General features: G+C 50.2%; 17 protein-coding genes and 1 tRNA gene. 9 read left to right on the top strand and 9 right to left on the bottom strand.

The features are described 5' to 3' along the window. The first annotated feature begins 155 nt into the window (after positions 1 to 155). Positions 156 to 232: transfer RNA gene (locus HCZ99_RS09985), tRNA-Met, on the top strand. A gap of 257 nt (positions 233 to 489) precedes the next feature. Here HCZ99_RS09985 and HCZ99_RS09980 read toward each other — a convergent pair. Together HCZ99_RS09980 and HCZ99_RS20915 are read right to left on the bottom strand one after the other, a co-directional pair. Continuing rightward, positions 490 to 1,353: a GIY-YIG nuclease family protein gene (locus HCZ99_RS09980; protein WP_167446763.1), complete on the bottom strand. Its 864-nt coding sequence runs from the start codon at positions 1,351 to 1,353 to the stop codon at positions 490 to 492. A 392-nt stretch (positions 1,354 to 1,745) separates the two neighbouring features. After that, positions 1,746 to 2,009: a trypsin-like peptidase domain-containing protein gene (locus HCZ99_RS20915; RefSeq protein WP_167446762.1), complete on the bottom strand. Its 264-nt coding sequence runs from the start codon at positions 2,007 to 2,009 to the stop codon at positions 1,746 to 1,748. Between the two features lie 338 nt (positions 2,010 to 2,347). Between HCZ99_RS20915 and HCZ99_RS20910 the strand changes: the two genes are divergently transcribed. Both HCZ99_RS20910 and HCZ99_RS09965 read left to right on the top strand, forming a co-directional pair. Further along, complete coding sequence (locus tag HCZ99_RS20910; RefSeq protein ID WP_167446761.1) at positions 2,348 to 2,509, top strand: hypothetical protein; 162 nt, start codon at positions 2,348 to 2,350, stop codon at positions 2,507 to 2,509. 249 nt (positions 2,510 to 2,758) lie between these two features. Further along, positions 2,759 to 5,008 carry an ankyrin repeat domain-containing protein gene (locus HCZ99_RS09965; protein WP_167446760.1) on the top strand — a complete coding sequence of 750 codons (2,250 nt, stop codon included), beginning with the start codon at positions 2,759 to 2,761 and terminating at the stop codon, positions 5,006 to 5,008. Positions 5,009 to 5,078: 70 nt separating this feature from the next. Here HCZ99_RS09965 and HCZ99_RS09960 read toward each other — a convergent pair whose 3' ends face one another. After that, entirely contained in the window at positions 5,079 to 6,689 is a 1,611-nt protein-coding gene (locus HCZ99_RS09960; protein ID WP_167446759.1) for a recombinase family protein, read from the bottom strand. A gap of 488 nt (positions 6,690 to 7,177) precedes the next feature. On the opposite strand from HCZ99_RS09960, the gene HCZ99_RS09955 reads away from it, so the two are divergent. Genes HCZ99_RS09955 through mcrC form a run of 6 tightly spaced genes read left to right on the top strand, consistent with a single transcriptional unit; the run spans position 7,178 to position 17,488 of the window. Further along, positions 7,178 to 9,904: a class I SAM-dependent DNA methyltransferase gene (locus tag HCZ99_RS09955; protein ID WP_167446758.1), complete on the top strand. Its 2,727-nt coding sequence runs from the start codon at positions 7,178 to 7,180 to the stop codon at positions 9,902 to 9,904. Continuing rightward, complete coding sequence (locus HCZ99_RS09950) at positions 9,901 to 11,193, top strand: PD-(D/E)XK nuclease family protein (RefSeq protein WP_167446757.1); 1,293 nt, start codon at positions 9,901 to 9,903, stop codon at positions 11,191 to 11,193. The genes HCZ99_RS09955 and HCZ99_RS09950 overlap by 4 nt, the downstream gene beginning before the upstream one ends. Continuing rightward, positions 11,194 to 13,245 (top strand): DEAD/DEAH box helicase, encoded by a 2,052-nt coding sequence (locus HCZ99_RS09945; RefSeq protein ID WP_167446756.1) that lies wholly within the window; start codon positions 11,194 to 11,196, stop codon positions 13,243 to 13,245. It begins immediately after the preceding gene. Then, positions 13,238 to 14,476: a GIY-YIG nuclease family protein gene (locus tag HCZ99_RS09940; RefSeq protein ID WP_167446755.1), complete on the top strand. Its 1,239-nt coding sequence runs from the start codon at positions 13,238 to 13,240 to the stop codon at positions 14,474 to 14,476. Before HCZ99_RS09945 ends, HCZ99_RS09940 begins: the two co-directional genes overlap by 8 nt. Beyond that, positions 14,469 to 16,328, top strand: a complete 1,860-nt coding sequence (locus HCZ99_RS09935; RefSeq protein WP_167446754.1) for an AAA family ATPase — start codon at positions 14,469 to 14,471, stop codon at positions 16,326 to 16,328. Before HCZ99_RS09940 ends, HCZ99_RS09935 begins: the two co-directional genes overlap by 8 nt. Before the next feature lie 11 nt (positions 16,329 to 16,339). Further along, positions 16,340 to 17,488 (top strand): 5-methylcytosine-specific restriction endonuclease system specificity protein McrC, encoded by a 1,149-nt coding sequence (gene mcrC, locus HCZ99_RS09930; RefSeq protein WP_167446753.1) that lies wholly within the window; start codon positions 16,340 to 16,342, stop codon positions 17,486 to 17,488. A 19-nt stretch (positions 17,489 to 17,507) separates the two neighbouring features. Here the strand turns inward: mcrC and HCZ99_RS09925 are convergent, their stop codons facing one another. The 6 genes from HCZ99_RS09925 to HCZ99_RS09905 all read right to left on the bottom strand — a co-directional run bounded on the left by HCZ99_RS09925 (position 17,508) and on the right by HCZ99_RS09905 (position 20,895). Next, positions 17,508 to 18,362: a relaxase/mobilization nuclease domain-containing protein gene (locus HCZ99_RS09925; protein ID WP_254869541.1), complete on the bottom strand. Its 855-nt coding sequence runs from the start codon at positions 18,360 to 18,362 to the stop codon at positions 17,508 to 17,510. Continuing rightward, positions 18,362 to 18,634: a hypothetical protein gene (locus HCZ99_RS20690; RefSeq protein WP_254869540.1), complete on the bottom strand. Its 273-nt coding sequence runs from the start codon at positions 18,632 to 18,634 to the stop codon at positions 18,362 to 18,364. The genes HCZ99_RS09925 and HCZ99_RS20690 overlap by 1 nt, the downstream gene beginning before the upstream one ends. Further along, positions 18,631 to 19,005: a plasmid mobilization protein gene (locus HCZ99_RS09920; RefSeq protein ID WP_167446752.1), complete on the bottom strand. Its 375-nt coding sequence runs from the start codon at positions 19,003 to 19,005 to the stop codon at positions 18,631 to 18,633. Before HCZ99_RS09920 ends, HCZ99_RS20690 begins: the two co-directional genes overlap by 4 nt. An 11-nt stretch (positions 19,006 to 19,016) precedes the next feature. After that, a complete protein-coding gene (locus HCZ99_RS09915; RefSeq protein ID WP_167446751.1) occupies positions 19,017 to 20,006 on the bottom strand; it encodes a hypothetical protein in 990 nt (329 codons plus the stop codon). Then, positions 19,993 to 20,283 (bottom strand): hypothetical protein, encoded by a 291-nt coding sequence (locus tag HCZ99_RS09910; RefSeq protein WP_167446750.1) that lies wholly within the window; start codon positions 20,281 to 20,283, stop codon positions 19,993 to 19,995. The genes HCZ99_RS09915 and HCZ99_RS09910 overlap by 14 nt, the downstream gene beginning before the upstream one ends. 75 nt (positions 20,284 to 20,358) lie before the next feature. Next, positions 20,359 to 20,895 carry a toprim domain-containing protein gene (locus tag HCZ99_RS09905; RefSeq protein WP_167446749.1) on the bottom strand — a complete coding sequence of 179 codons (537 nt, stop codon included), beginning with the start codon at positions 20,893 to 20,895 and terminating at the stop codon, positions 20,359 to 20,361. Positions 20,896 to 20,918: the final 23 nt, after the last annotated feature.

Raw genomic sequence — 20,918 nt, 5'->3', positions numbered from 1 at the left:
GCCGATGGTACTTTGTCTTAAGGCACGGGAGAGTAGGTCACTGCCGGGCCTTCTAAACACAGTTATTTATTCCCTATATCCATAGCCCAAACATCAAACGCCGCCTCTTCATTGACGCGGCGTTGTCTGTTTAAAAACAGACAAACACCCACTGACGCGGGGTGGAGCAGCCCGGTAGCTCGTCAGGCTCATAACCTGAAGGTCGTAGGTTCAAATCCTACCCCCGCAACCAAATAAAAAGGGATCCGCCTCAAGGCGGGTCCCTTTTTGTTTTGCTTCGGGGTTTACGGATCTTGAGCCCGCAAACAGGCTAAGCCTGTTTGCCAGGTTCTTTGCGAAGGCCAGCGGCCGAAGCTGAGCGACCAAAGGGAGCGCTAATCCTACCCCCGCAACCAACATTAAATAAGCTCGCCCTTGTGGCGGGCTTTTTTAATGTCTGTAGCGATGATCTTGCGCTCACGCCAGTTTCAAAAAGAAACAACAATGTGGTTAAAGATCTATTTTGTCATTTGCTAATTTGAAACCTGATAAATCCATAGTGTTGACACCCCGTTTATTCGGAAGGGTACTGGCAAAATTCCTAATGATCATCCGCTCAAGAGCGACACGATATTCTGCGGCTGAGGATGGCAGTGCATCATATCTATAGTGTGTCCACTCTGGGATGCTTGGATGACCATTTTTGAAGCGTTTAACAAGGTTGGTTGCCTCTCCCACGTATAGGAGCTTATTGCCGTTGTCGAGGAGCATATAGATAACATTTTCGGCTCCAATTTCTACTTCGTACTCTGATCTTGGTTTCCAGTCTTGTTTGTGGATCCTAAATTCACTTTTCTCTAGGAGTTCGTCATCAATACGTTTAAGGGCAGGTGATGAAATAAGCCGCTTAAACAGCTCTGGAAAAGTTGGAGATTGTTTGTAGTGTGCACTCAAAGTCATGATTTTATTTAGGCTATCGAATTCAATATCTAGGAACTCCCAAAAGGGTATACTTGCTTCGATTTCTTGTTTTGATCTGTCACCTAGTCGTCCTTCAATGTCCCTCATATAGGACATTAGGAATGTTTCTTGTAAGGTTACTTTGAGGTCGTCTTTAAACCAGAAGCGATAGACCCTATCAGCCCGATTTTTAGGCCATGTGGCGGTTATGCTGCCTGCATATGTTTCACCGTTGAAGATAATGGAGATTCTCGAAGTAGGATCCTTTTTGCCTAATAATTGAGGGTACTGTTCCTCAAAGGCCCACATGCGGCAAGCCCATTTAGGTATCGTAGAGCCTTTGTGTTGAAATAATGAGGAATCAACTTTCTTACGCCACAGAGGGAACTCTATATTTGTACGTTCTGTAACCATTTTTGCCTAACAAATGTATCATAAAGATAATCATACGAATGGTGCTGTATATGTTCTCGAATGTGGAGCTGTTTTTAGAGGGGGAGATTGTATTACGCTTTAACTCTTAACTTGGATCTTAACTATATTCCAAGGCTTTAAGGAGCTAATTATGGGGGGGATGCTGATTGCAAGGCAATTTCATCTTGGTGAGTTTATAGTTCAATTGGATGAGGCTTTTTGAATTTGACGCCTTTGATCCCAATAACCTGAAACGCATCTATGAAACGTAGTTCTTCTATAAACTCTCCAATAGCATTGCTGAGGGCGATCCTGGGGTTGGTAACCTAAAATCTTTGTGCATTTTGGTCGTGTACTAGGTCGCCCGGATGCCGCGCGGGGATCTTTTAGACTTAAGCTTTTGAGAGCTCCTTATGCCAATCACATAGTTCATTAATAGCGATCGCAAAGTTGCGGCCTTCGGTTGGTCCACCTTTGTGTTTGACTCCAATAACTTGTCCATCGTCATTTAGAATGGGTCCTCCGGACATTCCGGGGGGCAGTGTTTGTGTGACTTCTACCAATTTTAAGCCGCTACGAGTTTTGAGCGAGCTAATTGTGCCAAGACGTTCGGTAATGCCATCGGCCCGGCGCGTGGTTATCGAAAATAAATGCATCTGTGAGCGGCAACACATTGCGATTGGAAGCTAGCAATCGTTGTGTACAGGACGTAGCAAAGAACCATTTGTTGGTTGCGATCAGCCGACATGCCCTACAGTGGGGGCTCGTAACCGAAGGTATTTCCTGTCGAGCTATATAGCGAGCACACTTTCGGATAGCTAGAGAGCTATCTTTGTGAAACCAGTGCTTTATGGGTTCCAGGCAGGACAGTTTAGTCCGAAATACATTTTTCAGATTTTTTTTGCCATCGGCGCTGCCGAAAACATCGCGGATTGATGGCAAAAATATCAAGGTCGCAAAAAAATAGCGGCAAGTGAGAAAAATGGAGGACTAAATGGCAACGAAATCTACTTCAAAAAGTGCAAGCAAAAGCACGATGACCCAGAAGGATGCAGCGCGCATCCAGAGCTCTACAGCCAAAAATAGTGGCGGCCAGGTTTCCAAGGGTAGTTTCTCCAGTCGGGCTTCAAGTTCTGCAGCCAAAAACGGGAAATAGCGTTCGTGGGGTGGGAGTAAATGCTCCTGCCCCGTTGCGCAAGCGTTTATGAGGAGGCTAAATTGCTCTATTCAAATAACAAGGATCTCGCAAAAGTAGTAAAGCAATGTGTGCGAGTTGGCTGGAGCTTTCGGCGGAGGAAAAGACATGGAAAGCTGGTTGCCCCCAATGGGAAATGGGTTGTCGTTCCTTGCACTCCCAGTGATAGGCGCGCGTTGAAGAACTTTTTAGGGGATTTACGTCGCTGCCATGGATGAACAAGCAATCTCTTGCGAGCCCCCTTACCCGACGATAGGGGAAATCTGCCAACTGTTGTCTGCTGCTTTTGGTACTAAAGCGGCAGACCCTAGCGTCAGGAAGAAACTTGATCGTCTAGCCCGTGAGGGAGATTTCGATTGGAGCCTGCGGTCCGAAGTTATTGAAGCTCTTCTGGTTGGGCCGCTTAGGAATCTAGATCCTGAGTTTTCGGATGTTGTTTTGAGCTTTGCCAACTTTCACATTAACGAGCACATAAGTCTTCTTTCGAACGTTGGTCTTGATGCCCTGACAAGGAAGCATGCTTTTCCGGTCCTAATTGAAGCCGCTTATGCTGGGCGTTTAGCTAAGTTCATGATTTCAATTAAAGATCGTTTTGGAGGCCCTGAGCTGAATGGGTTTTTAATTGACGGCGTGAATCCCATCAATGTTGTTTTTACTTGGGCGGAGAAATCCCTCGGGCTCTCGGTAGCGAATACAGTTTATCCAGATGATAAAATTAAGCGTGACGAGATCGCTCGATGGCGACGTGGTTTCACCGTACCTGATTTCTTTGCATCAATCCTTCCGATAAAACGCGAACTGACTGCGAAGCTATCGAGCAACAAAAGGTCGAAGATTGACCTGTTTGTTAAATGGCTGGTTACTGCGCGTGCAATGGCGTGGCTTGATAGAGAAGCCAATAAGGCCGGGTATATACAGATACGTGCTCTAGTCCGTAAGGAGGTTTTGCTGGACTGTCCGATACGTGACATTGGCAAGGAGTTATCCCTTGCAAATATCGAGGCTGCAAAGGAACTGAGAGAATTATCGGAAACTGGATTGGCTCTTTTGCATGTTCAAATGGCACGGACTCATCACAAAGAAGCTAATGATCAAGTACATTCACGAATTGAACTTGATCGCTTTAAAGCACTGGCTACCAAGATGGATCCCGCCGGCAGAACGCAGTACTTCGTGAATTGGTGCGAGGGCAGATGGCATGTCCTTGCTGGTCAGGAAGAGGAGGCGCTGCCGTTTTATGAAAACGCAGCCAACCAATCTTTGTATCGAGCAGGAGAAAGCCAGAAACAGATTCTTGAGGAAGCTATTGTCCTAGCTGCGCATCTCAATGCCAAAACTGCGGTTAAGAGATTAAAACACCGAGGCTTGGCGATGAGGTTGTTTTCTGATGAGTTGTTGAGCGTAGTCGAGCATGCAGAAGTCGTGGCTGATTGGGAAATGGAGCAACTCGCGCAGACATATGGTTCGATGTTCCCCGTTTCTGCACGCTTTGAGGAAGTGCCGAAAACTAAGCTACTTATGAGCATTCCGTTTTTAGCCTTCGATCAGTCTGAAACAGATACAATGAAACCAGACTTGGTGAACCCTGATCGTGTTATCAGTGTTCGGATGAGCGATGGGTCGAAACTTCGTAAGCCGCAGCTTGTTTGGTTCGCATCTGAAGATAGGTCGGATGAAGTCGGCCAGCTTCTTGGTGCTGGTGCTGATGTGAATAAGCTAGACGCTCAAGGCGGGTCCGCATTGCTAAACTCTTTGCAGTGTGCCGAAGATGGGCGTGGTCGAGAGGTCTTGGATTTATTGATTCAGGAGCCGCATGATCGAAACACACTTAATAAGCTGACGGCAAAAAAACGTCTTTCACCACTTTATCTGGCTGTACAGCTAGGTGATCCGGAAGTTGTCGCGAAGCTCTTAGAAATGGGTGCTGACGCTAATATGAAATCAGGATATCCGCCTCAAAGTCCCTTGTATCAGTGTGTCTCTCGATTTTCTTACTATCGGGAGGGGTGGTTTGAGAAACAAATGTTGCGTCATATCGCTTCTCCCAGGCCTGCGGATCGAGAAGCATATCGCCGTTATTTAGGTGGGTTTGCAGGGGCAATGGGAGACAGGCTCTCTTTTTTAAAGGATTTGGACCCACAACACGCTGAAATAATGGCTGTTGTGGCTGAAGTTCACCTTGAAAATATCCGAGAAGTTCCGATTAAAAACTATCTGAGAATTGTCGATCTACTTCTTCAGACTGGTGCAGATCCAAATTTGAAGCATTCTTTACCAGGGCCGGGGCGAACGCCTCTTATGCTTGCCGCTGAAAATGATGCACTTGACGCATATCGCCTTATGATTGACGCGGGAGGAGATCCTTCAATAGCCGATGATCAAGGGAATGATTGCGAAACTCTTGCCGTTGGGTTTGGCAGTCAAAACGTGGTTCGCGAGTTAAAGCTGCGTTCTTGGTAAGGGGGGGCTGATTACATTCTGCGGCAAGCAAGATTAAATTTCTTACAACCGGCAGAACTCTGCCGGTAACTTAGGTAGTTTGGCTCTTTGCAATTATTGCGAGGAAATCGAAATCCGCATGGCAAGTTGGTTTACCAAGATCGTCCGGTGACGAGGTTAAGGTTAGCCGCTTAATGATTTGTCGCATCGGAATAACCGCCTCTGAATCACGGGACCACACAGCGAGTTTGGCAATCAGCTTTTGGTGGTGCTGAACAATGGCATCCAACTTACGTGGAGAAGCATTGTCTGCGAGTGCGCGTTTGTGGTGGGCAAGGTCGAGTTTTGTTCGTTGGATTTGTTCCGCTTTGTCGTCAAAAAATACACGTATCTCATTTGAACGGGCATCGGGACCAAGAGCGTCGATAACCTTGTTCATGCCAGCACGCAAATCTTCAAGTTGTGCCGTGAGGCGTGCTATTTCCTGTGTGTGATGAGCTCGAATGTTACGCAGTTCGTCGCCTTCAAAATGCTCGACAATCTTCGCTTCATCAAGGTTTGCTATGGCATCCAAAACAAGCTTGATGACTTCATCATAATGCAGGTTTCGGTTTGCGCATCCTTTGACTGGGCAGGAATAATGCTTTGCGTAAGTTGCAGTGATCTTTTGATCGTGCTCGCCGCAATAGAGCTTTCCACCGAAGACGGCATTGGCGCGTTTATTGCCGACTGCCTGATTGGGTCGCCATTCCCTAGAGCGACGAATTGATTTATCGCGCCTTTCCTCGTCGGTCATTACGGCGGGTATTAGCTTGCGCTGCATGTGCATGCTGGAGCGCTCATCCAGTGCCTTTTGAACCTTCAGGAAGGTCTCTTCTTTGAGGATGGCAAGTTCAGGAATTGGAACGGTTATCCATTCCTTTTCTGGGCGCACGATAGACAACCGTTTTCCGTTTTCAGGATGCTTTCGATACTGCAACTTGTTGAACGTGACGAAGCCGTTATAGAGCGTTTGGCGCAGCATTCCTGTTTGCCGGACGAACGATCCGACAAGGCTTGATGGTGCCCATTTCCCGCCTTTGGGAGAATCTATGCCCTGGCGGTTGAGGTCATCGCAAATGTGTTTGAGCTTCCGGCCTTCGGCATAGTATTCAAAAATTTCCCGGATGATTATGGCTTGTTCTTCATTGACTTTGCGCTTGCCGCGAATGGGTTCACCAAACTCATCGAGCGCGTGAACCAGGTCGTACCCGTAAAGCTGGCCACCAGGCACGCCGCCGCGTAAGACTGCGGCAACGACGCCTCTGTGTGTTTTGTCGGACAGGTCTTTGAGGTAGAGCGCATTCATGGTGCTTTTCAGATCAATATGCAGCTCATTGTTCAATCCATCGCTAACGGTTTCAACCGGCACACCGAGGAACACCATCTTTTTGAAGAAGTTGGCGGTGTCGGCTTGATCGCGGCTGATCCGGCTTAAGTCTTCGGCAATCACTCCTTCGAATTTCCCATCCAAAGCGGCGACCAAAAGCGCGCCAATACCAGGGCGGTTAGCAAGATGGGAGCCCGATATGCCTTCATCAAAGAATACATCAGCAACGTGATAGCCCTTTACGCTGCAATATTCGCGACAGCGCCGAATCTGGTCTTGCGTGCTGGTTTCCTGTTTGTCGGTGGAGTGGCGGGCGTAGATTGCTACATGCACTGATTGTGTCCTCGAAGGTTGAAACAAATTGATTACCGTTCGGGGTTGCTCATGCGCAAGGGTAAGACGCTGTCTTCTCGTAAGAATAGGTAATGAAAAAATGCTTCAAATACAAGGCACTGCATGTGATTGCATGAGAGTGCATAAGATTGCACGAAAATGCAGAAGAGTGCATGATGGTGCACGAGTTGGCACAACTTTCACCTGTCGTGCTGGGGGCAGGATAGGTTTGGTGGGCCCACCAAACAGCCCAAATGGGCTTCCTGCTTATTCGCATGGCGGTGACATGCTCAACGGACAAAGGAATAGGACAAACAGCATTCAGATTTGCTAGAACTCACGGGCATGATTCGTTGTGCGTGTTAAGGTTGGATAGGCGTCATTGAAATCGTGATGGGAATTAAGTTCTGTTGGTTGATCTGGGGGGAGAAGTTGCTGTTATCCCCCGCAAAAATAACAGACGTTAAAAAACGTCGGGGGAGAGGTGTATGAACGCGGTCGAGATTGAAGAAGCTATTTCCGCACTTGCGGCAGAACCGTTTGACGGTGATGAGTTTCCTTACGCCTTCCTTGAAGCCTTCGGGAACAAGGCCACGACCATCAAGCGCCTGCGCGCGGGCAGCTCGAACAAGTCGGACCTTGGTGGTGTCCTTCAGACCAGCAACATCCATATCAAGATCTGCGCCGCTGGCGAGGTAACTGAAACTCTGGCCGCGCTTCGGGCAAGCGGCGCGACCACCCGTGCAAAGGCCAAGTTTGTCCTTGCCACCGATGGCAACGAGTTTCAGGCGGAAGACTTGGCCAGCGGGGAAGTCGTTGTCTGCGGTTATCCCGACTTTCCCAATCATTTCGGCTTTTTCCTGCCGCTTGCGGGGATATCGACCGTTAAGCAAATCCGCGAAAGTGCGTTCGACATCCGCGCGACCAGCCGACTTAACCGGCTTTATGTCGAACTGCTAAAGGATAACCCCGATTGGGGAACTGCCGAACGCCGCCACGATATGAACCATTTTATGGCGCGTCTGATCTTCTGCTTCTTTGCAGAGGATACCGATATCCTTCATCCGAACTATGGCTTTACGCTGATGGTCGAACGGATGAGTGCCAGTGACTCGTCCAACACCCACGAGGTGATTGGCGAGATTTTCCGGGCAATGAACACCAAGACCGAGGATAAGGCGAAAGCAAATCTTCCGCGTTGGGTCGATGGCTTTCCTTATGTGAATGGTGGTCTATTCTCGGGCAGTACGGATGTTCCGCGCTTTTCCAGGATTGCACGATCCTACCTTTTGCATATAGGCAATCTTGACTGGAAACAGATCAACCCTGATATTTTCGGCTCGATGATCCAGGCCGTCGCCGATGATGATGAACGCGGTGCGCTCGGCATGCATTACACCAGCGTGCCGAACATCCTGAAGGTGCTGAACCCGCTTTTCCTCGATGATCTTCGCGAAAAGCTGGAGGAGGCTGACGACAACACCCGTAAGCTCCGCAACCTACGCAACCGCATGGCGCGGATCAGGGTTTTCGACCCTGCCTGTGGATCGGGCAACTTCCTTGTTATCGCATATAAGGAAATGCGGGCGATCGAAGCCGAAATCAACAAGCGTTGCGGTGATGCTGATCGTCGTACCGAAATCCCGTTGACGAACTTTCGCGGGATCGAGCTTCGCGACTTCCCCGCTGAAATCGCACGGTTAGCTCTGATCATTGCCGAGTATCAGTGCGACGTGCTTTATCGCGGCCAGAAGGAGGCACTTGCCGAGTTCCTGCCGCTTGATGCCATGAATTGGATTACCTGTGGAAATGCCCTCCGGCTGGACTGGCTGAGTATCTGTCCGCCCACAGGGACAGGTGTGAAGCATCATGCCGACGATCTCTTCATGTCGCCGCTCGACCAAGCGCAGATCGACTTTGAGAACGAGGGGGGAGAGACCTACATCTGCGGGAATCCGCCTTACAAGGGAAATGCAAGAAAGACAGAAGAGCAAAAGGACGATCTCAAGTTCCTTCTTGATGGAAAATTCGAGAAATGGGGGTTACTTGACTACGTTTGCGGATGGTTCGTAAAGGCCTATGAATTCTCTAAAATAACACCCACTAAGTTTGCCTTTGTTGCTACGAATAGTGTTGCGCAAGGTCAGCATGTCTCAAATTTTTGGAAGCCGCTGTTCGATGGTGGGTTACGATTTTTCTTTGCCGTAAGGTCCTTCAAGTGGGCGAATCTCGCTGCGCATGGCGCCGGTGTGACAGTTGTAATCATTGGCTGCGACCTTGAAAAAGGCGGGGCGATATTATTCGACGATGATGTCAAATTGGATACGGCCAACATTAACGGTTACTTGTTAGCCCAGCCTGACTTTTGGGTTACAGCTTCAACGAAACCTATTGCAGGCCTCCAGCCAATGATTAAAGGAAACTATTATGGGCTATCTGAGCATATTCTTATGGATCAGGCTAGGATGCTCGAGCTCAAACGAGACGGCTTGCCTGAGTGCTACATACGGAGATTTTATGGTTCTACTGAAGTAATTAACGCAAAGACAAGATATTGCCTTTGGTTCGTGGATGAGCCTGGAGAGGAAATCCTACAAATAGCGGACCTGCGAGAGCGAATACAGGCAGGGGTTGAAAAGCGTAAGAAATCAAAAGACGCAATCTCAAACGGAATGGTCAATAGACCGCATCAGTTTAGAGAGATGAATGCAGCTCGGTGTAACACAATTGCAATACCAGTGGTTTCTTCAGAAAATAGAGATTTTCTTCCGACGGATCTTCTTGGTAAAGGTGGCGTTCTCTCAAACAAATGCTTTGCGCTCTTTGACGCTCCGCTTTGGAACATGGCGTTGATCGCGTCGCGTCTTCATTGGGTGTGGATCGGAACAGTCTGTGTGCGGATGAGAACTGATTTCAGCTATTCCAACACCCTTGGCTGGAACACCTTCCCTGTCCCCAAGCTGACTGAGAAAAACAAGGAAGACCTGGCCCGCTGCGCTGAGGACATCCTCTTGGCGCGCGAGGCGCATTTCCCAGCGACTATCGCCGATCTCTACGACCCCGAAAAGATGCCCGACGACCTGCGCGCGGCCCATGATCGCAATGACGAGACCCTTGAGCGCATCTATATCGGACGCCGTTTCCGCAACGATACCGAACGCCTTGAGAAGCTTTTTGAGCTCTATACTAAGATGAGCAAGAAGGGGGCGGCATGACTGAGCACCCCTCCAATCCGAATGTTGAAGAGCTTGAAAGTCTGTTTGTAAACAATCCAGACCTTGATCAGCTTGACGCATATCTTAACCGTTTCAACCCAATCCGCATCATGCGGATGGAAGGTATGGAGCTCAGGCACTCAAACATTCTAGCATGGTTGCTTGATCCGCTTGAAAGCCACGGTTTGGGCGATCGGTTCCTTAAGGCTTTTCTTTCAGAAGCCTTGCGCGGTGAGAGTTCCAAGGGGAGCCCCACGGCGCTGGATATTACGCAAGCAGATATTCAAGACATCGAAGTGAGGCGAGAGTGGCTGCACATTGATATCTTCCTGCTTTCTCGTCGGAACAATTGGGCGTTTATCATCGAGAACAAGTTTCATGCGTCGCAATCCAAGGGGCAACTTCCGAAATATATCGAGAAAGCCCGTGCTGCATTCGAGGCAGAGGAAGGGGAACTCAATATTAGGGGTATCTTCCTGACGTTGCATGACGAGGAACCCGAAGATCTCAGCTACGCGACGATTGGCTATGATGCCATCTGTGACTTGCTGGGCCGTACCATGCAGGCCGAAGGTCAGTCTTTGGGCCGTGAGGTTCGTGTGTTTTTGGCGCACTATATCGAAATCATCAAGGAGGCTGCTGGTATGAGTGAAGAGCAAAAAAAACTCGAGCAACTTGCCCGATCACTCTATCGTCAGCATAAAAAAGTACTCGATTTCATTTCAGAGTATGGAGCATCGACCAACTTTTCGATGGCGTTAGACGATGCCTTTGGCGCGGGATGGGAGGGCAAAGAAGTCCTTGAAGTTGGCAAGCAGTCGATCATTTACTGTTGGAGTAGCGGGGACAAGTTCAGTTTTCTCCCGTCGGGTTGGTACGAAGCCTTGGGAAAGGATGACTACAATTGGCCAGGGTGCGAAAAGTGGTGGTCAGGCTACCCACTGATCTGTTGGATACAGATATTCATTGGTAACAAGGGAACTGAAGGTACGGTTCGTTTGTTTGCATCGGTTGGGCCACTCAACAATTTTGAAGCAAGAAAGACTTTGATTGAAGCGATTAAAGATATTGGTGCGCAGAAAAACTTTGAGTTCGGCTTTCAGAAGAAGGCAACGCAAGAGGGAACAAAATACTCAACGTTCTTGAAAAACAATACTGTCAAAATCAAGGATGTTCAGGATATTGACCAGATAAGCGAGGCCGTTTCCCTATTGGTAAGTAGATTTAAGCCTGTTTTCTCAGCACTTGTGCCGGTTCTGGAGCCTTTGACTGAATATGGTGAGAGATAGATGGCTGATCAACTGAACGTCCCGTCCGTATCCGTTACTTACGCGCAAACCGGCAATTCCACCAAGTCGAACGAGCTTGGGATGCGCCCGATGCAGGAGCGTGCCTATGAGAAACGGGGCGAGCCTTATCTCCTGATTAAGTCACCGCCTGCCTCGGGCAAGAGCCGTGCGTTGATGTTCATCGCGCTTGACAAGTTGCATAATCAGGGCCTTCGCAAGGCGATCATCACCGTGCCCGAAAAGTCGATCGGTTCCAGCTTTAATAATGAGCCGCTATCGAAGTTTGGTTTTTGGACGGATTGGCAGGTGGTGCCCAAATGGAACCTCTGCAATGCGCCGGGCGGCGACGAGGGCAAGGTGGGTGCGGTGAAGACCTTCCTTGCTAGCGAGGATCGCGTGCTTGTTTGCCCGCATGCCACATTTCGAAATGCTGTTGAAAAATTCGGGATAGAAGCCTTCGATGATTGCCTGATTGCGATTGATGAGTTCCATCATGTTTCTGCGAACCCTGCGAACAAGCTTGGCGTGCAGTTGGCAGAGCTGATCGCCCGTGACAAGATTCATGTCGTCGCGATGACAGGTAGCTATTTCAGGGGCGATTCAGAGCCTGTTTTGATGCCTCATGAGGAGGCAAAGTTCGATACCGTCACCTACACCTATTATGAGCAGCTCAATGGCTACAAATACCTGAAGGCGCTCGATATCGGGTATTTTTTCTATACGGGCGCTTATGCCAACGACATCCTGAAGGTGCTCGATCCGACCGAGAAGACCATCATCCATATTCCATCGGTCAATTCGCGCGAAAGCACGAAGGACAAGATCAGAGAAGTTGAGCACATCATCGAGGAGCTTGGCGAGTGGCAGGGCACCGACCCGACAACGGGTTTTCAGCTTGTCAAACGCGCTGACGGTTACGTGCTGCGCATTGCTGATTTGGTGGATGATGATGCTGGCAAGCGCGACAAGGTATCGGCAGCACTCAAAGACCCTGCCCAGAAGAACAACCGCGACCATGTTGACATTATCATTGCCCTTGGTATGGCCAAGGAGGGATTTGACTGGATTTGGTGCGAACACGCCCTGACAGTCGGTTATCGATCGAGTTTGACCGAGATCGTCCAGATCATCGGGCGCGCAACACGCGATGCCGAAGGCAAGACCCGCGCCAGGTTCACCAATCTGATTGCCGAACCGGATGCTTCCGAAGAAGCTGTGACCGAGGCGGTTAACGATACACTGAAGGCCATCGCCGCCAGCTTGCTGATGGAGCAGGTGCTCGCCCCGCGCTTCAACTTCACCCCGAAGGCGGCGGCCAATGGCCCGCAGGAGGGTTTCGACTACGGGGAAGGTGGGTATGATCCGAGCAAGTGTAATGTCGGTTTCAATGAAGATAGCGGCCAGTTCCAGATAGAGATCAAGGGGCTCGTGACGCCAAAGACCAAAGAAGGCGAACGGATTTGTCAGGAAGACCTGAATGAAGTGATCGCGACCTTCGTTCAAGATAAGCCAACAGTCGAGCGCGGGCTTTTTGACGAAGAACTGGTGCCAGAAGAGCTTACCCAGGTACGCATGGGCAAGATCATCAAGGACCGGTATCCTGAGCTCGACGATCACGATCAGGAAGCCGTGCGCCAGCACGCCATCGCCGCCCTCAACCTTACGCAGAAGGCAAAGGAAGCAGCACTCCAAGCTGATGTTTCTGACAAGGCTGGAAACAATGCTTTGATTCAGGGCGTGAGAAAATTCGCAATGGATGTGCGCGAACTCGATATTGATCTGATCGATCGTATTAACCCCTTTAGTGAAGCCTATGCGATCCTTGCCAAGGCAATGAGTGAAGAGAGTTTGAGGCAAGTTGCCGCCGTGATTTCAGCAAAGAAAGTTCAACTCACGCCAGAAGAGGCACGAGACTTGGCTAAACGCGCGCTGAAATTCAAGCAGGAGCGTGATCGGCTGCCATCCATCACGTCGCCGGATGCTTGGGAAAAGCGCATGGCCGAAGGTGTGGCATTCCTCGCTCGTATGAAGCAGGAAGCTTCCAATGGGTAAGACGTTTACTGATGACGATGATGCCCTTCTTGCCGAGCTCGGTGTTGAGGTCGAAACCAAGAAAGCGCCAAGCCGCACCCCGCGCGAAGAGCGTATTGTTGCTGGCTTCGAAGAAATCCAGCGCTTTGTTGAAGAAAATGGGCAGGCTCCGCAACACGGCGAAGACCGCGACATCTTTGAGCGTCTCTATGCTGTCCGTCTTGATCGTATCCGTGAGCAGGCTGATGCGCGTGCATTGGTCGAGGCGATTGATCATCAAGGGCTCTTGGCTGTTGGAGGTACTGCTTACGCCGTCGCCGAAGACGACCTCGATGATGATGCTCTTCTCGCGGAACTTGGTATCGACGTAGAAACGCCGCCGATCACCGAGCTCCGTCATGTTCGTTCGACCGCAGAGCGACGTGCTGCTGAGGAAGTCGCAAATCGGGACCGTTGCGAAGACTTCGACAAATTCAAACCCCTTTTTGAGCATGTTCAGAAGGAACTCGATACCGGTCTGCGTGAAACACGTCCTTTTGAGATGAAGGCCGAGATCGAAAAAGGTCGCTTTTTCATTGTTGGGGGCCAAAAAGCATATGTGGCCGAAAAGGGAGAAACGACGCTTACGGATCAGGGACGAACAGATGCACGCCTGCGGGTGATTTTCGATAATGGTACTGAAAGCAATATGCTTTTGCGCTCGCTTCAGCGTGCTCTTAACAAGGATGAGGCAGGCCGACGGATAACTGAGCCAACAGCGGGCCCCTTGTTCTCTGATCAGAAAATCGACGGTGATGAGGCAAGCGGTACAATCTATGTACTGAGGAGTAAGTCAGAGCACCCGCTTGTTGCTGAGAACCGCGACCTGGTTCACAAGATCGGCGTCACAAACATGAGTGTTGAGAAACGGATTGCAGGGGCTCAACTTCAACCGACATTCCTGATGGACAATGTAGAGATTGTTGCGACTTACGAGCTATACAATATCAACCGTACAAAGTTGGAAAACCTCATTCACCGCATCTTCGAGCCTGCCCGCCTTGAGATTGAGGTTAGGGACCGTTTTGGCAGGCCAGTGATCCCGCGTGAGTGGTTCCTTGTTCCGCTGTTTGTGATCGAGGAGGCTGTCGAGCGGATCAAGGATGGCACGATTTCAGGTTGCGTCTATGACCCGCAGCAGGCTTCTTTGATAAGGCGCGACACAAGCGCTTTAGCCGACGCCAAACCTAATGGAAAGGTCGGTCATGAATAAAACCTCTCAGGTGGATAAGCCTAGACAGAAAAAGCGTGGGCCGCGTTTCGTGCGGTTGCTAGGCCCTACACTCGATGCCCTACGTACATTCGGGGGCATAGCAGAACCCAAGCAGGTTTTCGAGGAGGTCGCAAAGAGTTCTGTCGTTTCAGAAGCTGATCTGAAGCTTACCAACAAAAACGGTCTGTCGAATTATGAGAACCAGGTTGGATGGGCGAAATTTTATCTGGGCAAGGCTGGACTGGTCACTAGTAAGAAGAGAGGCGTTTGGGAACTGACAAATGAGGGGCGAGAGACGCAGCTTGACCATGAGGCGGCGCTCGAACTGTTTGAGGATGTCCATGCTCGTTATAAAACCGCATCCGATGATGATGACGAGGATGCGCCTTCAGATGATTTAGGACACGATATCTTTGATGATCCGAAGCGACAATTTTGGTTTGTTGGCGCGGTTTGGAACGGTAGAGAGGATCAGCTGGAGCGTTTCCTCTCAGAAGGTGTTTGGCAAAACGGATATACGGACAGGCATGCTGGTCATGTCGCCCGCATGCGACCTGGCGATCGGATCGCGATCAAGTCCACCTATGTACAGAAATACAAGTTGCCATTCGTGAACCACGATAAGCCTGTCTCGTGTATGCGGATTAAGGCATTGGGCACCATTACGGAAGCCTCGACAGATCGCCGAACGGTTAAGGTTGATTGGCAACCTTTGGACCCGCCGCTCGAATGGTATTTCTTTACCTATCGCATCACTATTGTCAAAGCAGACGCATCAGATGAGTTTGCTCGCCGTTTGATCCTGTTTACCTTTGCCGGACATAAGCAGGACTATGAATTTTGGTTGCGGCAGCCTTATTGGGTAAAACGATATAGAAAGTCGGAATCTAGTCAGACAGAAATCGATCTTGAGCAAGAGGAAGTGGAGCTTGACAACGATACCGCCGAGCTCATTCCTTACGGGATCGAAGACATCGTTGCAGATGGTTGTTTCTTGCCTGAGCAAGATATTGATGACGCGCTTTCGCGTCTGGAATTGAAGAAGAATCTAATTCTTCAAGGCCCTCCAGGAACAGGAAAGACATGGCTGGCCAAACGATTAGGCTATGCGCTGATTGGTACTCGGGATCGTGCAATGATCCGTAAACGTATGCGGTCCATCCAGTTCCACCCTTCTTTGTCATATGAAGATTTTGTGAGGGGGTGGCGTCCTGATGGAGACGGGCATCTCGCATTGATTGATGGGATGTTTTTAGAGGCTATAGAAGCTGCTCGCGCCGAGCCTGATCTTCCCTTCGTTGTTATCATCGAGGAAATCAATCGCGGGAACCCAGCCCAGATCTTTGGAGAAATGCTTACCCTGCTGGAAAAGGACAAGCGTCGTGAGGAGGAGGCAATTGAATTGGCCTATTCGCGCGCCAAGGGGGAGCGAATCTTCATTCCGCAGAATCTCTTTGTCATCGGTACAATGAACATCGCCGACCGTTCGCTTGCTCTTGTCGACCTGGCTTTGCGCCGCCGGTTTGCCTTCGTGTCTCTCGATACTAATCTCAACGATATCTGGCGCCAATGGTGTTGCGACCAGACTGGTATGGACGTGGAGATTCTAGATCGCATTAAGATTGCGATGAAAGAGTTAAATGACGAGATTGCGGCAGATAAGTCACTTGGTGCGCAATTCTGCATTGGACATAGCTATGTCACTCCTGGCGCTGACGATGAAATTCGTGATGGAACCCTCTGGTTTAATGATATCGTCGAGACGGAAATCTATCCGCTTCTGGAAGAATATTGGTTTGATAATCTAGATAAGGCCGCTGCTTCGAGGGACCGATTGTTGCAGGCGATATGATGGTGGACGGGATGTTCACGTCTTCTGATACGAACGATATTCGTCTTGTTTACGACAAGATACCGGTGCGCAATGTTTGGTTCCTATTTCTCTATGCGCATGATTTGGTCAAGTTTCGGGGGAAATTTGATGCAGAGATCGAGACCTCACCCGACTTCAAATCGCTGATTGCTCGGTTACTTTGTTACACAGTAGAAAATCGTCTCCGGCGCAACCTCAGCTTCGGATATCGACACCGTGAGGACACGCTGCGGCGAGTGCGTGGGCGTATCGACATGCTACAGACTGAGACGCGTGCGTTGCTAAGTCGAGGTGAGATCGCGTGCCGGTTTGAAGAGCTTACCATCGACACTCCACGCAACCGTTTGGTTCGTGCAGCCCTGAGCGTCGTCGGTGGGGTGCTCGATAATGACCGTTTGAGACATCGTACAAAAATGCTAGCGGGGGCACTTGGCAGCTCTGGCGTTAGCGCAGTAAACCCGTCACGTGGGGATATGGCCACGGATCAAATCGGACGACATGAAGCCGAAGATCGGCTTATGGTTTCACTCGCTCGCGCGGTCTTCGATCTCGTGTTGCCGACAGAGGAAACGGGCACACGTTCTGTTTTGGATGCAGATCGAGCAGAGACAGAGTTTCGGAAGCTCTTTGAACGCGCTATCGGAAATTTCTTTAACGCTGAATTGTCTCGTGAAGATGGTTGGCGCGTTTACCCTGGTAAGAAATTTAAATGGCCTATTGATGCTGCTTCTTCGGGGATTCGGCATTTCCTGCCGATCATGGTTACAGACATTATTCTCGAAAATGAGAGAGAGGATCGGCGGATCATCATTGATACCAAGTTTACGAACGTGTTCATACGCTCACAGCATGGGGGGGCATTACGCTTTAAATCGGCACATATCTACCAGCTCTACGCCTATCTTCGTAGTCAGGAACGGCACGATGAGCCGCGTTCTTTGTCCTCGGAAGGCCTTCTTTTGTACCCGGCGATTGGTTCCAATATTGATGAGACGGCTGAGATACAGGGGCATCATATCCGTTTTGCGACTATCGACCTTATGCTGCCAGCTTTAGAACTGAGCCAGCGCCTGCGTGCCATTCCCATGGAAAGCCGCTTGTGCCGTCCTGTGTTGCCGTCTGCTTCTCATAGCGGATGACTCCGAACGGTAACGATTATCACGACAAGTCTTTGTGAAACTTCATTGAGTTGGGGTAGTTTTTCCGGTCTATGAAGGTTTTCGTCGTCAAGATGCTCAGCACTTGTCTGTGCGCCAAGATCAAGACCAAAGCTAACGGATCCTGATGAGCCTCCAACAGCAAAAACATCTTCCAATTTCGCAAAGCCCGTGCTGTCAGGCTGGGCTGCTGGGGCAAGATTTTGCGCTTGCCGAGGTAACGTCGCCAAAGAGCCGCCGTATTGCGATGTCGTACAAGTGGACGGGGCCTATAACGGCGTTTTGCTGTGCCTTGATGCTTGCCTTTGCCGCATTGTTTGACTTGTCGTGCTTCAAACATCCCAAACCGTTCTTCAAGCTTTTTCTTGCTGTACGATCGATCCAACTGGCTGGCTTTCATCGCCTGTCCGTCCAGGCTCATCAGGACCATACCGTTACCACGTAGCTTGATGCTGATGTCATATCCGGCCAGAACCTCATGCGCTTCCTGCCAGGTCTTAGCCTTCCCCAAACCTTCTAGCATCTCGCTTCTATGTTTTAACACATGCCGTTGGAATGACTCCTGCCATGTGTAGGCCTCATAGTTCCGTGCTGCAGGTGACAGCTTGTTTGGATTTCGCTCCTTACCATCTGTCATGCCAGGATCGATGGACAGCCCATATTTCTTCTCCATCTCACGTGAGACCTTGGCGAGAATTTTAAAATCCCGATGGGGTGTGATCACCTTGAGCGTTTCCGGATGCACTTTGTTAAAGGCGATGTGCATATGGAAATTATCGGTGTTGATATGCGTTCCGGCCACACGCTGATGGTCGGCATAGTCAAGTGCTCTGGCATATTCTGCCTCTATGGCCATCAGATCTCTTTGGTCAGCTTGTCTTGCTCGCCAGGGCGGAAAGAAACGACAAGGTGATAGGTTTTATAGACAATGTCGGGCTTTAGTCGTCGAACCGCTTCGATCTCCAGAAGGGCCAGATCTAGATCCTCGATATTTGTGCCGGCATCGCAATTGCGGATCCAGAACTGATGGAGCTTCTCGCCTTTTTCCTCGGCAGCGGCGATATATTGGCCAAGACGGGTATAGTTGTCCGGCGCACCAGATTTCTTGCCGATCCGGGTTGCAATCATGATTTGTCCTGCAGGTTCTTGCCGGGCTGAAGCTGCATCCGGATCTCACCAATGGCCGCTTTGAGTTCTTTCTGGGTTGCCTCGATATCGCGGTTCAGGTTGTCGAACTTCTTCAAGAGATCTGCAGAGAGCGGCTCATCGAGGGCGAGCTTGAAGAGATTGCCCAAGCGGGCCTGATCGGCATTGACCTTGAGTAGATCTCGAATGCCCTGCCATGCGGCAAAGTCTCTGGCACTGGGCAGTTTGGTATTCATCAGCAAGCGTTTGAGCAGTTCCGAGCGTGACAGGCGCAGCTGGCGGGCAAGCTGATCGATGCGGGCTTTCTCTTCGTCGTTGAGATAGGTTTTGATAACGTGACGTTCGGTGGCCATTTCTTGTTCCGCTATTGCCCGGAAGATCTTGTGGGAGAATCGCCCGGCAACATTTCGGCCCGGATACTCTCGGGAAGGGTGGCATCAAAACCGTCAACCAGATTGACGATACTGCGTGTAAAATCCGCGCCGAATTTGCGCTCATACACTTCCTTGGCCTTTGCGATGAGATGTGGCTCCCGCTTGTCGGGATTGCTGTAATTGATCAGGTTTGCAAAATACCTTGGATCAAAGGTGATGGTCTTGGCGAAGACCACGTTGCGATCCCTATCACAGACTTCAAACTCGACCATCTCGATTAGGCTGTCGTCTTCTGTCTTGCGGCGGTAATCAACAAAGCACCAGGTCACGTCATAGAACTGATCGCCCTTTGCAATACGACCATTTTCATCAAAACGGGCAAGGGGGATGCCTTCGATGATGGCCTGACGCAGTTCATCCTGACCCTTGCTGATTTTCTGACCGAAGATCGAGAGGCCTTTGGAGCGATAGGCAAACATCCAGGGGATGTTGCGCAGGGTCGCATCGTAGAAACGGTAGCCTTCTGCTTCAATCCAGTTTTCCAGCATGGCGAGTGCAATTTTGGGCGAGATCCAGATGCCGGTCTCTTTGCGGATAATGTAGATCACCCGGTCAAACTGGGTCAGTACGATGCCGAGGATCTTGAGAGAGATGCCCTCCATGCCGCGTTTGCGACTACTACCTTTGCTCTGGTTCTTGCGCACATAGGGACACCATTCAAAATTATCGGCGTTGAAATAATCAAACCCGGTAACCGGTTTGCCTGTGTGGCGACCATAGGGGCGATCCGTATGAGGAAGCTCCTCATACAGTCCTACCAGACGGATCGGGTTGTCACAGGCCGGACATACGGCATATTCGCGCTGTTTGTCGTCGGTGACCTGATACCAGGGCTCAAGTTTTCTGGTGTCGCGTTCAAAGGCGGTGCGCTCGATCTCTTTCTCGTCGACTGTCTGTGCCTGCAATTTATAGACGTGCATTATCTGATCTCCCGGCGACTGTCTCACGGATGGAAGAACCGATGTTATAATGGTTTATGACGCTGTTCCACCATGCAGCTCCCAACTTGGGGACGGAGGCTTTCTGCTCGGCAAGGTAGAGACATTGCAGTAGGGTTGGTAGATCAAGTGAGAAGGTATTCTCGCCTACCTGCAGTGCAAAGACCAATGCCGGGCCACAAGCGTTGCAATCAAGGTCGCGAGCCTCTTCAAGCTGGCCGCGCTTTTCAAAAATGTCCTTCACATGCTGTTCGGTCATGAGGTGTTCTCCGGGTTAAATGGCAAATAGGAAAGAGGTGCCGGTGGCGTGCATCGCGCCACCGGTATTCGGGGATCAGACCGCCAGGCTGGCAGTCTGCTGTTCGCGCCCCCGTGTTATGGCTTTGGCTTTCGGTTTGGTCAGGCCGAGCTGTTCGGTGACAAAGCGTTTCAACCCCTCAATTCCGCGTTCCCGATGGATGTCGTTAAAATCGGTCAGGCCTTTGGCTTTTTCATCCTCATTTAGATCAGGACGCAGGATCTTTGCCCCGGTCAGCTCAGATGCTCGCTCAGCCCCCTTGATCCCGGCATTAACTTGCTTGGCGTGATCATCATCGGCTGCAATCACCAGTGGCCGATCCGGATGCTTTTTGTGAAGGGCCTCGGCCACCGGTGTCAGATTGCCGGAATCAAGTGCAACCACAACGGTCAGCCCGCTGGCCATATGAAGACTTTGACCGGTGGAATAACCCTCTGAAATGATCATCGGGCCTTTGGGGTCACCTTCGATCACATGCATCAGGCCGCGCTTTTTGCCGTCGTTGACATATATCTTGGTGCCATCGGGGTGGATCGTCTGGATGTTCTCGATAAAGCCTTTGTCGTTGGCCATCGGCATAAGCAGGTTGCCCGACT

This window comes from Thalassospira lucentensis (genome assembly GCF_011806425.1).
In the GTDB taxonomy this organism is placed as follows: Bacteria; Pseudomonadota; Alphaproteobacteria; order Rhodospirillales; family Thalassospiraceae; genus Thalassospira; species Thalassospira lucentensis_B.
Note: the sequence above shows the minus strand (reverse complement) of the source record. Positions and strands in the feature narration are given on the sequence as shown.

Excerpts from the sequence above, each read along its gene's own strand:
- HCZ99_RS09945 (WP_167446756.1), top strand. The coding sequence starts at position 11,194 with ATGGCTGATCAACTGAACGTCCCGTCCGTATCCGTTACTTACGCGCAA.
- HCZ99_RS09925 (WP_254869541.1), bottom strand. The coding sequence starts at position 18,362 with ATGGCCATAGAGGCAGAATATGCCAGAGCACTTGACTATGCCGACCAT.
- HCZ99_RS20910 (WP_167446761.1), top strand. The coding sequence starts at position 2,348 with ATGGCAACGAAATCTACTTCAAAAAGTGCAAGCAAAAGCACGATGACC.
- HCZ99_RS09940 (WP_167446755.1), top strand. The coding sequence starts at position 13,238 with ATGGGTAAGACGTTTACTGATGACGATGATGCCCTTCTTGCCGAGCTC.
- HCZ99_RS09980 (WP_167446763.1), bottom strand. The coding sequence starts at position 1,353 with ATGGTTACAGAACGTACAAATATAGAGTTCCCTCTGTGGCGTAAGAAA.
- HCZ99_RS09950 (WP_167446757.1), top strand. The coding sequence starts at position 9,901 with ATGACTGAGCACCCCTCCAATCCGAATGTTGAAGAGCTTGAAAGTCTG.
- HCZ99_RS20690 (WP_254869540.1), bottom strand. The coding sequence starts at position 18,634 with ATGATTGCAACCCGGATCGGCAAGAAATCTGGTGCGCCGGACAACTAT.
- mcrC (WP_167446753.1), top strand. The coding sequence starts at position 16,340 with ATGTTCACGTCTTCTGATACGAACGATATTCGTCTTGTTTACGACAAG.
- HCZ99_RS09955 (WP_167446758.1), top strand. The coding sequence starts at position 7,178 with ATGAACGCGGTCGAGATTGAAGAAGCTATTTCCGCACTTGCGGCAGAA.
- HCZ99_RS09910 (WP_167446750.1), bottom strand. The coding sequence starts at position 20,283 with ATGACCGAACAGCATGTGAAGGACATTTTTGAAAAGCGCGGCCAGCTT.
- HCZ99_RS20915 (WP_167446762.1), bottom strand. The coding sequence starts at position 2,009 with ATGCATTTATTTTCGATAACCACGCGCCGGGCCGATGGCATTACCGAA.
- HCZ99_RS09915 (WP_167446751.1), bottom strand. The coding sequence starts at position 20,006 with ATGCACGTCTATAAATTGCAGGCACAGACAGTCGACGAGAAAGAGATC.
- HCZ99_RS09920 (WP_167446752.1), bottom strand. The coding sequence starts at position 19,005 with ATGGCCACCGAACGTCACGTTATCAAAACCTATCTCAACGACGAAGAG.
- HCZ99_RS09965 (WP_167446760.1), top strand. The coding sequence starts at position 2,759 with ATGGATGAACAAGCAATCTCTTGCGAGCCCCCTTACCCGACGATAGGG.
- HCZ99_RS09935 (WP_167446754.1), top strand. The coding sequence starts at position 14,469 with ATGAATAAAACCTCTCAGGTGGATAAGCCTAGACAGAAAAAGCGTGGG.
- HCZ99_RS09905 (WP_167446749.1), bottom strand. The coding sequence starts at position 20,895 with ATGGCCAACGACAAAGGCTTTATCGAGAACATCCAGACGATCCACCCC.